At 72.8% G+C, this 12,229-nt stretch carries 11 protein-coding genes; 2 read left to right on the top strand and 9 right to left on the bottom strand.

Annotated features, from left to right (window positions below):
* From hflX to miaA, 6 genes are all read right to left on the bottom strand, one after another.
* On the bottom strand, positions 1–1,492 hold a 1,492-nt coding region (gene hflX, locus AC3EUJ_RS26390), incomplete at its 3' end, for a GTPase HflX (RefSeq protein WP_431965495.1).
* Between the two features lie 145 nt (positions 1,493–1,637).
* Positions 1,638–3,122: a M1 family metallopeptidase gene (locus AC3EUJ_RS26385; RefSeq protein ID WP_431965493.1), complete on the bottom strand. Its 1,485-nt coding sequence runs from the start codon at positions 3,120–3,122 to the stop codon at positions 1,638–1,640.
* Positions 3,123–3,194: 72 nt separating this feature from the next.
* Complete coding sequence (locus tag AC3EUJ_RS26380) at positions 3,195–5,321, bottom strand: RelA/SpoT family protein (RefSeq protein WP_431965491.1); 2,127 nt, start codon at positions 5,319–5,321, stop codon at positions 3,195–3,197.
* Positions 5,322–5,471: 150 nt separating this feature from the next.
* Complete coding sequence (gene dapF, locus AC3EUJ_RS26375) at positions 5,472–6,350, bottom strand: diaminopimelate epimerase (protein ID WP_431965489.1); 879 nt, start codon at positions 6,348–6,350, stop codon at positions 5,472–5,474.
* A gap of 16 nt (positions 6,351–6,366) precedes the next feature.
* Positions 6,367–6,843 (bottom strand): hypothetical protein, encoded by a 477-nt coding sequence (locus AC3EUJ_RS26370; RefSeq protein WP_431965505.1) that lies wholly within the window; start codon positions 6,841–6,843, stop codon positions 6,367–6,369.
* A 107-nt stretch (positions 6,844–6,950) separates the two neighbouring features.
* Positions 6,951–7,889 (bottom strand): tRNA (adenosine(37)-N6)-dimethylallyltransferase MiaA, encoded by a 939-nt coding sequence (gene miaA, locus AC3EUJ_RS26365; protein WP_431965487.1) that lies wholly within the window; start codon positions 7,887–7,889, stop codon positions 6,951–6,953.
* Between the two features lie 103 nt (positions 7,890–7,992).
* Here miaA and AC3EUJ_RS26360 point away from each other — a divergent pair, with 103 nt between their 5' ends.
* Positions 7,993–8,232 (top strand): antitoxin, encoded by a 240-nt coding sequence (locus tag AC3EUJ_RS26360; protein ID WP_431965485.1) that lies wholly within the window; start codon positions 7,993–7,995, stop codon positions 8,230–8,232.
* A 35-nt stretch (positions 8,233–8,267) separates the two neighbouring features.
* Here the strand turns inward: AC3EUJ_RS26360 and AC3EUJ_RS26355 are convergent, their stop codons facing one another.
* The 3 genes from AC3EUJ_RS26355 to miaB are packed head-to-tail and all read right to left on the bottom strand — an operon-like array spanning position 8,268 to position 10,853.
* On the bottom strand, positions 8,268–8,963 hold the full coding sequence (locus tag AC3EUJ_RS26355; protein WP_431965483.1) for a class III extradiol ring-cleavage dioxygenase family protein: 696 nt from the start codon (positions 8,961–8,963) through the stop codon (positions 8,268–8,270).
* A 25-nt stretch (positions 8,964–8,988) separates the two neighbouring features.
* Positions 8,989–9,318, bottom strand: a complete 330-nt coding sequence (locus AC3EUJ_RS26350) for a hypothetical protein (protein ID WP_431965481.1) — start codon at positions 9,316–9,318, stop codon at positions 8,989–8,991.
* A gap of 44 nt (positions 9,319–9,362) precedes the next feature.
* Positions 9,363–10,853, bottom strand: coding sequence for a tRNA (N6-isopentenyl adenosine(37)-C2)-methylthiotransferase MiaB (gene miaB / locus AC3EUJ_RS26345; protein WP_431965503.1), 1,491 nt, complete (start codon positions 10,851–10,853; stop codon positions 9,363–9,365).
* A gap of 312 nt (positions 10,854–11,165) precedes the next feature.
* Here miaB and AC3EUJ_RS26340 point away from each other — a divergent pair, with 312 nt between their 5' ends.
* On the top strand, positions 11,166–12,149 hold the full coding sequence (locus AC3EUJ_RS26340) for a TAXI family TRAP transporter solute-binding subunit (RefSeq protein ID WP_431965479.1): 984 nt from the start codon (positions 11,166–11,168) through the stop codon (positions 12,147–12,149).
* The last annotated feature ends 80 nt before the right edge of the window (positions 12,150–12,229 follow it).

Genomic DNA, 12,229 nt, shown 5'->3' with positions numbered 1-12,229 from the left:
GCGCGAACGGTTCGAGCTCCGCCGCGAGCTCGTCGTGCACCCGCGCCTTGAGCACGGTGCCCTCACCGGTGTGCTCCTCGGAGAGCACCTCGCCGTCCGCGTGGACGCGGGCGACGAGGGCACCGCGCGTGTACGGCACCAGGGCCTCGATCTCGACGGCGGGCCGCGGCAGCTCGTCGTCGATCATGCCGAGCAGCTCCGCGATGCCCCGCCCGGTGCGGGCGGAGACGGCGATGGAGTGCTTCTCACGGCGCAGCAGGGACTGCAGCAGCACCGGATCGGCGGCGTCCGCCTTGTTGATCACCACGATCTCCGGCACGTCCAGCGCGCCGACGTCACGGAAGACCTCGCGCACGGCGGCGAGCTGCTCGTCCGGGTTGGGGTGCGAGCCGTCCACCACGTGCAGGATGAGGTCGGCCTCGGCGACCTCCTCCATGGTGGAGCGGAACGCCTCGACCAGGTGGTGCGGCAGGTGCCGCACAAAACCGACGGTGTCGGCCAGGGTGTAGAGCCGCCCGCCCGGGGTCTCGGCCCGGCGCACGGTCGGGTCCAGGGTGGCGAACAGCGCGTTCTCCACCAGGACGCCCGCCCCGGTGAGCCGGTTGAGGAGCGAGGACTTGCCGGCGTTGGTGTAGCCGGCGATCGCGACCGAGGGCACCTTGTGGCGCTTGCGCTCCTGGCGCTTCAGGTCGCGGCTGGTCTTCATCTCCGCGATCTCGCGGCGCATCTTTGCCATCTTCTCGCGGATGCGCCGCCGGTCGGTCTCGATCTTGGTCTCACCGGGACCGCGGGTGGCCATGCCGCCGCCCGCGGAACCCGAGCCACCGCCACCCATCTGCCGGGAGAGCGACTGACCCCAGCCTCGCAGCCGCGGCAGCATGTACTGCATCTGCGCGAGGGAGACCTGGGCCTTGCCCTCACGGCTCTTGGCGTGCTGGGCGAAGATGTCGAGGATCAGCGCGGTGCGGTCGACGACCTTGACCTTGACGACGTCCTCGAGGTGGATGAGCTGGCCGGGGCTGAGCTCACCGTCGCAGACGACGGTGTCGGCGCCGGTCTCCACGACGATGTCGCGCAGCTCCTGGGCCTTGCCGGAGCCGATGTAGGTGGCCGGGTCCGGCTTGTCGCGGCGCTGGATGACACCGTCCAGGACCAGGGCGCCGGCGGTCTCGGCGAGGGCGGCGAGCTCCGCGAGGGAGTTCTCGGCGTCCTGCACCGTGCCGTCCGTCCACACCCCGACGAGCACGACCCGCTCCAGGCGGAGCCGGCGGTACTCGACCTCGGTGATGTCCTCGAGCTCGGTGGAGAGGCCGACGACCCGACGCAGCGACGCACGGTCGGAGCGGTCGAACTGATCGCCGTCACGCTCTCCGTCGATCTCGTGACTCCAGGCGACGTCCTCTTCCATCAGGGCGTCGGCCCGAAGGCTCTCGGGGAGGCGCTGGCGGCTGCGGGCAGAAGAAGCAGAAGAAGAGGAGGAAGAGGAGGTCATTGGATCCTTTGCTCGGAAGATCGACGGGAACGGGGGCGCTCGGCCCCTCGTACGGTGACAACGCCGCGCGGGCCCGGAGGATTCCCCCGGTCCGGACGCGCCGTCGTCGCCGTACGTAGATGGTCGCACGCCCGTCGCCGCCGGGTCACGCGACTTTCCCCGCCTCGCCCTGGTGCGCGTGACCGTGCACCGGTTTGGCGGGCACGGAGCGCTTCCAGTCGGGGTGGCCGGGCATCGGGGGCGTGGTCGGCCCGTGGAGCCAGGCGCGCAGGAAGCCGCCGAGGTCACGGCCGGCGACCTCGGAGGCGAGGGCGATGAAGTCACCGGTGGAGGCGGCCTCGTCGCGGTGGCGGGCGACCCAGGCCCGCTCCAGCCGCTGGAAGGCGTCGGCGCCCATCTCCTGGCGCAGGGCGTACAGCGCGAGCGCCCCGCCGAAGTAGACGTTGCCGCGGAAGATGCCGAGCTTGCCGTCGACGCCGGGGGGTTTGGGGGCGGCGGGCGGGCCGCCGTCACGGCGCAGGCGCGCGTCGGCGCCGTAGGCGGCCTTGGCGAGCTGCTCCAGTGTGAGCTCGTGGTAGTGCTCGGCGGCGTAGCGCCACTGGTACCAGGTGGCGTGCCCCTCGTTGAGCCACAGGTCGGACCAGGTCGCGGGCGAGACGCTGTCGCCGAACCACTGGTGGGCCAGCTCGTGCACCATCACCGGCGCCGCCTCGGCCTCGCGGGCCAGCAGCACCCGCCGCTCGAAGAGCGAGAGGGTCTGGGTCTCCAGCTCGAAACCCGTGACGGTGTCGGCGCTGAGGATGCCGTACGTCTCGAAGGGGTACGGGCCGACCTGCTGCTCCATCCACGCGATCTGCCCCGCGGTCATCGCCAGGCGCTTGTCGAGCTTGGCCCGGTCGGGGTCGGCGGAGCCGACGACGTCACGCAGCGGGAGGCCGCCGGGGCCGGTGCGGCGTACGACGGTGGAGCGGCCGATGGAGACCTGGGCGAGCTCGGTGGCCATCACGTGGACGGTGCGGTAGTTCCAGGTCGTCACGGGGCCCTTGCGGACGGCCGTCTCGGGCAGGCCGTTGGCGACGACCGTGAGATCGCCGGGCGCGGTGACGTGGAAGGCGAAGCGGGCCTTGTCCGAGGGGTGGTCGTTGCAGGGGAAGACGGTGTGGGCGGCGGCGGCCTGGTTGGCCATGGCCAAACCGTCCTTGGTGCGGATCCAGCCGGTGTCGCCCTTGGCCACCGGGTCACTGGTGTGGACGACGGTCACCCGCAGGCGGTCCCCGCGGGGTACCGGGACGGCGGGGGTGACGACCAGTTCCTCGCGCCAGGTGCGGAACGCCGCGCGGCGGCCGTTGACCTCGACGGAGCGGACGTCGCCGCGGAAGTCGAGGTAGAAGCGGCTCAGGGTGTCCGTGGCGAGGGCGTCGACCCGGGTCATCGCGTCCAGGGGCCGGTCGTTGCCGTGGTAGGTGAACGAGATGTCGTAGTCGTAGACGTCGTACCCGGGGTTGCCGAGTTCGGGGTAGAGCCGGTCACCGAGCCCTGCGGGCGTCGTGTCGCCGGGCAGTCCTGCCGCGGTGAGCGCCACCACCGCCGCCGCGGTGACGGTGGCACGGCGCGCAAAGGATCCGATCATGGGATACGGCTATCAGCGCCCCGTGCCCGCCCGGGCGCGGCGCGTCAGCACCCCACCCGATCGGGTACTCCGCTACGGCTGCGCGGCGGCCACGGCCTCCTGGGCGCGGTACACGTCGTACACGCCGGGGACGGCGCGCATGGCACGCATGAGGGCGGGCAGCGCTCCCGGGTCGGGCAGTTCGACGGTGTACGTGTGGCGTACGCGGTGCTCCTGCGGCGGCTCCACGGCGGCGTAGACGATGGCGACTCCCTCGGTGGCGATCACCTCCGTGAGGTCGGCGAGCAGCCGGGGCCGGCCGAGCGCCTCGGCGTAGAGGGTGGCCCGGTGACCGGTGACGGGGGCGTCGGAGCGCCAGTGGACGGCGACCGTGGCGCGGCCCGAGGCGGCCATGCGTGCGGCGACGGGACACTCGCTGCGGTGCACGGCGACGGTGCCGCCGCGGATGGGGAAGCCGGTGATCCCGTCGGGCGGCACGGGGGTGCAGCAGCGGGCCATGCGGACGGCGGCGCCGGGCGGGTCGGTGTCCGCGAGCGGTTCGGCGGCCCGGCGGGCGGCCGTGGCGGCGGAGCGCACGGCGGGGGCGGCCGGCTCCTGCTCGGCGGGGGCCACCGGATGGGCCTCCAGCCAGCGGGCGATGGCGATCCGGGCGGCCGGGGTGCGGGCGTGCTCCAGCCACTCGGGCGAGGGCCCGTACCCCTCCCCGTCGGTGGCCTCGGTCATCAGGAGCTGGACGGTGTCGCCGTCCCTCAATGCCGTGCCGAGCGGCGCGAGCCGGCCGTTGACGCGCACCCCGACGCAGGAGTGGGCGCCCTCGCCGTGCAGCGCGTACGCGGCGTCGGTGCAGGTGGCGCCGTCGGGCAGGCCCACGGTGCCGCCGTCGGCGGAGAAGACGGTGATCTCGCGGTCCTGGGCGAGCTCGTCGCGCAGGGTGCTCCAGAAGAAGTCCGGGTCGGGGGCCTCACGCTGCCACTCCAGCAGCCGGGCGAGCCAGCCGGGACGGGTGGGGTCGGCGCGCTCGCCCTCGTCGGAGTCCGCGCCGTCGCCGGTGGCGTACGGGTTGCCGAGCGCGATGACCCCGGCCTCCGCGACATGGTGCATCTGCCGTGTGCGGATGAGGACTTCGGCGATGCGGCCCTCGCCGTCGCGGATGGCGGTGTGCAGCGACTGGTAGAGGTTGAACTTGGGCGCCGCGATGAAGTCCTTGAACTCCGCGATGACGGGGGTGAAGCAGGTGTGCAGTTCACCGAGGACGGCGTAGCAGTCGGCGTCCTCGGCGACCTGGATCAGCACCCGCCCGAAGTCGCTGCCGCCGGGCTGCGCACCGCGGCGCTTGAGCCGGACCCGGTGCACGGACACCACGTGCCGGGGACGCACCTCGACCTCGGAGCTGATGCCGGCCTCGCGGAGCACTTTGCGGACGTCCTCGGCGACGGCGCCCAGCGGATCGGGCAGGGCGGCGTGCTCCAGGATCAGTTCGGTGGTGCGCAGGTAGTCGTCGGGGTGGAGGATGGCGAAGACCAGATCCTCCAGTTCGGTCTTGAGCGCCTGGACGCCCAGGCGTTCGGCGAGCGGGATCAGCACGTCCCGGGTGACCTTGGCGATCCGGGCCTGTTTCTCGGGGCGCATGACACCGAGGGTGCGCATGTTGTGCAGCCGGTCGGCGAGTTTGATGGACATGACCCGGACGTCGTTGCCCGTGGCGACCAGCATCTTGCGGAAGGTCTCGGGCTCCGCTGCTGCGCCGTAGTCCACCTTCTCCAGCTTGGTGACGCCGTCGACCAGGAAACGGACCTCCTCGCCGAACTCCTCCCGCACCTGATCGAGCGTCACATCAGTGTCCTCGACGGTGTCGTGGAGCAGCGATGCGGTCAACGTGGTGGTCTCAGCGCCGAGTTCGGCGAGGATCAGGGTCACCGCGAGCGGGTGCGTGATGTACGGCTCGCCGCTCTTGCGCATCTGGCCGCGGTGCGAGGACTCGGCGAGCACGTACGCCTTGCGCAGGATGGCGAGGTCCGCGCCGGGATGTCGGTCGCGGTGCACCTTGGCGATGTGCTCGATGGCGTCCGGCAGTCGGCCGGCGCGGCCGCCGGAGCCCAGCAGGGCCGCACGTCCGAGCCGGCGCAGGTCCGCGGTCCGGGGGATGCGCCTGCGTGCCGCGGCGCCCGGGGCGGTCTCCACTGCGTTGTCCGGTCTCATGCGGCACCTCCGGCAGCGTCACCCACCGGCGGGATGGCTTCCGTGCCGGTGCTTGATGCTACCGAGCCCATCACGTGCCGCTGCCACACTCTCGCCCAGCGTGATCGGCATCACCCGTTCGAGCGAATACCGGGTCCGCGGAGTGGATCCTCAGCCGCGCTCGCCGAGCCAGGCCGGGTCGATGACGCCCTCGGCGACGATCACGGCGGGTCCGGTCATCTCGACAGTGCCGTCGGGACGTTCGGTGATGACCAGGGTGCCGCCCGGCAGGTCGACCCGGTATGTCTCGGGGCTGCCGGTCACGGCCGGGTCGCGGCCGTCGCGCCGGGCCGCGGCGACCATGACGGCGCAGGCGCCGGTGCCGCAGGAGCGGGTCTCGCCGGAGCCGCGCTCATGGACCCGCATGGCGACGTGGCGGTCGCCGCGGTCGACGACGAACTCCACGTTCACGCCGTCCGGGTAGGCCGTCGCGGGCGCCCAGGCCGGGGGCTCCAGCAGCTTGCCGGCGTCGGCGAGGTCGTCGACGAACGCGACAGCGTGCGGGTTGCCCATGTTCACGTTGCGGGCGGGCCAGTTGCGCTCGCCGACCGCCACCTCGACCTCACCGCCGGGGAGCGCGGCGCGGCCCATGTCGACGGTGATGTCACCGTCCTCTTCGATGCGCACCCGGCGCACGCCCGCTCGGGTCGCCACGGCGACGTCCCCGGCGCCGGTGAGCCCGGCGCGCAGGAGGTAGTGGGCGAAGACGCGTACGCCGTTGCCGCACATCTCCGCGATGCTGCCGTCGCTGTTGCGGTAGTCCATGAACCACTCGGCCTCCGCGGCCATGGCGGCGGCCTCCGGGTGCTTCGCCGACCGCACGACCCGCAGCACCCCGTCGCCGCCGATCCCGGCGCGGCGGTCGCACAGGCGCGCGACGGTCCCGGCGGTCAGGTCGAGGGCCCCGTCGGGGTCGGGGATGATCACGAAGTCGTTCTCCGTGCCGTGCCCCTTGAGGAAGGGCAGGCCCTGCGGTGCCGCGCTGGTCATGGCCTGAGTCTACGGGTCAGCGCAGACGGGCGACCCGCCAGAAGGCGAGCAGCGCCATCACCACCGTGATCGCCGCGTACAGCGCCACGAAACGCCAGTCCGGGCGGCGGCCGGAGCCGCGGGCCGGCAGCCCCGGCCAGGTGTAGCCGACCCGGCGGGCGGCCATGATCCCCCAGCCCGCGGAGCAGCAGCCCAGCAGGAGGCCGAGCATCGCGACGACCGCGCCGCCGTCGCCGGTCTCGAAGGCCAGCGGGAAGGCGAACATCAGCGAGCCGAGCACACCGAGGGCCACGATCGGGGCGAGCTGCCACGCGCGCAGGCGCCGCTCGGGACGCAGCTCACGGAAGGACTGCTGCTCCTCCGCGAGGGTCTGCTCGTCCAGCGGGTCCTCCAGGGGGCCGTCCACGACGAGCCGGTCGCGCTGCTCGAGCTCCTCGCCGGAGGCGCGCTCGGTGTGTTCCGGCTGTGGTCCATTGCGAGGGCCGGCTTCCATCGCCACGCGCCCTCCCAAGAAGTCCGACACCGTAGCTTCGATGCTCGATGATGTCACGCTCGAAGCGGCGTCAAGTGCCGCTGGGGCGTCCCGATGCCATCACGTGATCAGGCTGTGACCGCCCGACCGGACGGGCCGAGAAGGGCGAGCGCCTGGCCGGCCAGTTCCTGTCCGCGGCCCGCCAGCCAGTGCACCCGGCGGTCCCGGCGGAACCACGAGTCCTGACGGCGCGCGAAACGTTTGGTGGCGCGGACGGTCTCGGCGCGCGCCTCCGCGTCCGTGCACTCCCCGGCGAGCGCGGCCAGCACCTGCTGGTAGCCGAGGGCCCGGGAGGCCGTGCGTCCCTCGCGCAGGCCGGCCGTCTCAAGGGCGGCCACCTCGCCGACCAGTCCGGCCTCCCACATGCGGTCGACCCGCAGCGTGATCCGTTCGTCGAGTTCCGGGCGGGGCACGTCGACGCCGATCTGGACGGTGTCGTACACGGAGTCGTGCCCGGGCAGGTTGGCGGTGAAGGGGCGGCCGGTGATCTCCACGACCTCCAGCGCGCGGACGATCCGCCGGCCGTTGCTGGGCAGGATCGCGCGGGCCGCCTCCGGGTCCACGGCGGCCAGACGGGCGTGCAGCGGCCCCGAGCCGAGCGCGCCGAGCTCCGCCTCCAGCCGGGCGCGCACCTCCGGGTCGGTGCCGGGGAACTCCAGGGCGTCGATGGCGGCGCGCACGTAGAGCCCCGAGCCGCCGACGAGCACGGGGGTGCGCCCGGCGGCCAGCAGCCGGTCGATCTCGGCGCGGGCGAGACGCTGGTACTCGGCGACGCTGGCGGCCTGGGTGACGTCCCATATGTCGAGCAGGTGGTGCGGCACTCCCTGCCGCTCGTCCTCGCCGAGCTTGGCGGTGCCGATGTCCATGCCGCGGTACAGCTGCATGGAATCGGCGTTGATCACCTCCCCGTCGAGGGCCTGGGCAAGGGCGACTCCGAGGTCGGACTTGCCGGCCGCGGTGGGGCCGACGACGGCGATCACGTGGGGGACGTCGTTTCTCACGTGCACAGTTTCGCAAATTCCGGCGGCGCGGATTCACCCGTGGACGAGTAAGATCGTTACAAGAAAAGGGTCATTTCTAGCAAAAGGCATCCATGGGAGACGGTGACGCATGAGCTTCAAGGACACGCTGAAGGCCAAGGCCGAGCACGCCAGGGCCAGGGCGAGCGCCAAGGCCGGCGGCTTCATGGAGCAGCACGGCGAGGCGATCGGCTCCCGGCTGGACAAGGTCGCGCACACGGTGGACGAGAAGACCAAGCACAAGTACAGCGGGAAGATCCACAAGGGCGTGGACAAGACGAAGGGCGCCATGGAGCACCTCAAGGACAGCGGCTCCAAGGACACGGCCTGAAGACGTCCCACCCGGCCGGCCGGACCCGACGGGTCCTATGACCAGGCCGCCACGAAGTAGCCGACACCATAGGGCGCCTGGTCGTAGAGGAGTTGCCCGCCGAGCCCGGCGCCGTCGGCGGCACCGGACAGCACCTGCCAGGGGGCGCGTCCGGCCGCCCCCAGTTCGGTCGCGAGCCCCGCGTCCAGGGCCGCCAGCGCCCCGGTGTCGGCGGCGGCCAGGGCGCGCGCCACGGAGGCGTCGAAGGGCTCGGCGCGCTCGTCGAGGTAGCCGGGCGCCTTGAGCGTCCGGCAGGTGCTGCCGTCGCCCATGACCAGCAGCGCCACCCGGTCGGCGAGTTCCGCCAGGCCCCGTCCCAGCTCCAGCATCCGGCCGGCCGGCGCATGCGCCGGCACCGCGCAGGCGTGCAGGGGCGCGGTGGAGCCGGCCCGCGTCAGGAGCCAGCCCGCCAGCGTCAGCGACGGGGCCAGGGGCTCGGGGTCGCTGCCGTCGCCGAGCCGCACCGTCAGGTTCACACCGTACGGGCGCAGCGAGCCCGTACCGCCGCCCTCCCAGACGTGCGCGGAGTCCGCGGCGCCCACCACGACCAGCAGATCGGGGCGCGCGGCGGCCAGCACGGCCAGCGCGTCCGCGCAGGCGGCACGCAGCGGGTCCAGTTCCGGCGCCGCCCCCGAGGCGACGTCGGGCACGAGCAGCGGCGGACAGGGGCAGACGGCGGCGGCGACCAGCATGATCGGAACCCTACCGTCCGTCGTCTCAGAAGCCCTCGGGCACGCGGTCCCAGGGCTCGGCCGTGGCGGCGACCTTCGGGTCCTTGCTGTCCCGCACCAGCTCGGCGACCGTGAAGCGGCAGATGTAGGTCGTGGTGACACCCTCGTTGACCTGTACGAACCCCTCTCCCGAGCGGTACAGCCGGCTGCGCCGGATGCTGAAGGGCTTGCTCGGCCGGTAGGCCAGCGCCGCCTCCTCCAGCTTCCGCAACGCCTCCTGCCGCGTGCCGTCGGCGTGACCGAGGAGTTCGAACTCCCAGCGCCTGGCGTCGCCGCTGCCCACGGTCTCCTCGGCGAACAGCCCCCAACGAGCCACCTGCGTCCCCCCTCGTTTTCGCGGTCCTCACGGACCCGCGCCGGTCAGTCGCAGCCGCATCCCGGTGCGGCCGCCGCCGGGGCCGGCACGGGCGCGCCGATCGTCGGCAGGCCCAGCATGACACCCGCGGGTCTGGCCGCCGCGGCCGAGGTGCGGCGCTCCCAGGCGTCGCCCGCGGGAGTGCGGCGGACGCCGAAGGCCGGGTCCTCGGCGAGCAGGTGGTGCGGCGCGGCGTAGCTGATCCGTGCCATGACCACGTCGCCGGGGCGGACCGGCTCGGCGGGCGGCGCGAAGTGCACCAGGCGGTTGTCGGGGGCGCGGCCGGACAGGCGGTGCGTGGCCTCGTCCTTGCGGCCCTCTCCCTCGGCGACCAGCACCTCCAGGGTGCGGCCGACCTGCTTCTTGTTCTCGGCCCAGGAGATCTCCTCCTGGAGCGCGACCAGCCGCTCGTAGCGCTCCTGGACGACCGCCTTCGGCACCTGCCCCTCCATCTCGGCGGCCGGCGTGCCAGGGCGCTTGGAGTACTGGAAGGTGAAGGCCTGCGCGAAGCGCGCCTCGCGCACCACGTGCAGCGTCTGCTCGAAGTCCTCGTCGGTCTCGCCGGGGAAGCCCACGATGATGTCGGTGGAGATGGCGGCGTCGGGCATGGCCGCGCGCACCTTCTCGATGATCCCGAGGTAACGGTCCTGCCGGTAGGAGCGGCGCATCGCGCGCAGCACCGTGTCGGAGCCGGACTGCAGCGGCATGTGCAGCTGGTGCATCACGTTCGGCGTCTCGGCCATGGCCGCGATCACGTCGTCGGTGAAGTCTCGCGGGTGGGGCGAGGTGAAGCGGACCCGCTCCAGGCCGTCGATCTTCCCGCAGGCGCGCAGCAGCTTGCTGAAGGCCTCGCGGTCGCCGATGTCGGAGCCGTAGGCGTTGACGTTCTGGCCGAGCAGGGTGACCTCGATGACGCCCTCGGCGACCAGCGCCTCGACCTCGGCGAGGATGTCGCCGGGGCGGCGGTCCTTCTCCTTGCCGCGCAGCGCGGGGACGATGCAGAAGGTGCAGGTGTTGTTGCAGCCGACCGAGATCGACACCCACGCCGCGTAGGCCGACTCGCGCCGGGTCGGCAGCGTGGACGGGAAGGTCTCCAGCGACTCGGCGATCTCGACCTGCGCCTCTTCGGCGATCCGGGCGCGCTCCAGCAGCACCGGGAGGCTGCCGATGTTGTGGGTGCCGAAGACGACGTCGACCCAGGGGGCCTTCTTGACGATCGTGTCCCGGTCCTTCTGCGCCAGGCAGCCGCCGACGGCGATCTGCATGCCCGGCCGGGCGGCCTTCTGCGGGGCCAGGCGGCCGAGGTTGCCGTAGAGGCGGTTGTCGGCGTTCTCGCGGACCGCGCAGGTGTTGAAGACGACAACATCTGCGGACACCGAGCCGTCCTCGCCCTTGGGCGCGCGGACGTAGCCGGCCGCCTCCAGGAGGCCTGCCAGCCGCTCGGAGTCGTGGACGTTCATCTGGCACCCGTAGGTGCGGATCTCGTAGCTCTTCACACCCTGCTCTTCACGCTGCACCCATCCAGGGTAAGGGCGCGCCGCGCGCGCCCGTGCCCCCGCCCGCCCTTGTGGCGGGCGGCTGCGGGCGGCGGGAAGTGGGTGCCCAGCAGCAGGGTGTCCTTACCCGCGTACCCGCCGGGCAGCACACGGGGGGTACGCACGGCCGGTACCGGGTCGATGCCGGGCGGTGCTGGTATCCCGGGGTCGGCGGCAGGGGTGTTCCCCGTGGGGCTGGTCCGCACCGGCGGTGGGCCGGGCCGGCGGGACGGCGCTGGCCAGTGCGACGGGGGGACTGGCACTATCGCGGGGATGGAGCTCTCCCGGATCGGCAGAGGCAGGGCCGTGCAGGCCGTGCTGGCGGTGGCGGCGGCGGTCGCGCTGCTGCTGTGGTGGGTGCTGCCCTCCAAGGGGCCGTCGTACCCGAAGGACCGGATCGACATCGCCACCGGTGTGCGCAACGGCGTGTACGACACGTACGGCAAGCGGCTCCAGCCCTACCTGCACACCGGCCTGCCGGGGGTGCCGGTGCGCCTGGTGCGGTCCGAGGGGTCCGTGGACAACGTCCGGCGGGTCGCGACCGGCAAGGCCGACTTCGCGATCGCCGCGGCCGACGCCGTCGCCGACTACGACGGCCCGGGCGCGGAGCGGCTGCGCGCCTGCGCCCGGCTGTACGACGACTACATGCAGCTTGTGGTACCCGCCGACTCCCCCGTGCGGTCGGCGAAGGACCTGCGCGGGCTGCGGGTGGGGATCGGCCAGCCCAGCTCCGGGGTGAACCTGATAACGCAGCGGCTTCTCGAGGCGGCGGGCCTCGGGAAGCCCGGCGACGTGCGGCGCCGCACGGTGGGCATCGACCGGGCGCCGGAGATGCTGCGCCAGGGGAAACTGGACGCCTTCTTCTGGTCGGGCGGACTGCCGACCAAGACCATCGCCAACCTTGCGGAGACCACCGACGTGAAGCTGGTCCAGCTCGGCGACCTGGTGGCCCGGCTGCACGCCGAGAGCGGGGAGTCGACGTTCTACCGGCAGGCGGTCATGCCGGCGGACGCGTACCCGATGGTCCGGGGCCGCGAAGCGGTGCAGACGATCGCCGTGGCCAACCTGCTGATCACGACGGACCGGACGGACACCGGGCTGGTGGAGCGCGTCACCCGCACGGTGATCGACAGCCGTGACCGGATCGGTCAGGAGGTGCACGCCGCCCAGCTGATGGACCTGCGGACGGCGGTCTTCACCGACCCGTTGCCGCTGCACGCGGGCGCCGAACGCTACTACCGGTCCGTGAAGCCCTAGAACGTCCCCGGGACCGGTACGGACCATTCCGCCCGACATGAGATCATCTCGCGTCCCGGGGACGATGTGCATCCCCGTCA

It is taken from the genome of Actinacidiphila sp. bgisy160, from assembly GCF_057707815.1.
Note: the sequence above shows the minus strand (reverse complement) of the source record. Positions and strands in the feature narration are given on the sequence as shown.

Coding starts and splice junctions, on each gene's coding strand:
- AC3EUJ_RS26380 (WP_431965491.1), bottom strand. CDS start 5,321: ATGAGACCGGACAACGCAGTGGAGACCGCCCCGGGCGCCGCGGCACGC.
- dapF (WP_431965489.1), bottom strand. CDS start 6,350: ATGACCAGCGCGGCACCGCAGGGCCTGCCCTTCCTCAAGGGGCACGGC.
- AC3EUJ_RS26370 (WP_431965505.1), bottom strand. CDS start 6,843: ATGGAAGCCGGCCCTCGCAATGGACCACAGCCGGAACACACCGAGCGC.
- AC3EUJ_RS26355 (WP_431965483.1), bottom strand. CDS start 8,963: ATGCTGGTCGCCGCCGCCGTCTGCCCCTGTCCGCCGCTGCTCGTGCCC.
- AC3EUJ_RS26340 (WP_431965479.1), top strand. CDS start 11,166: ATGGAGCTCTCCCGGATCGGCAGAGGCAGGGCCGTGCAGGCCGTGCTG.
- AC3EUJ_RS26360 (WP_431965485.1), top strand. CDS start 7,993: ATGAGCTTCAAGGACACGCTGAAGGCCAAGGCCGAGCACGCCAGGGCC.
- AC3EUJ_RS26385 (WP_431965493.1), bottom strand. CDS start 3,122: ATGATCGGATCCTTTGCGCGCCGTGCCACCGTCACCGCGGCGGCGGTG.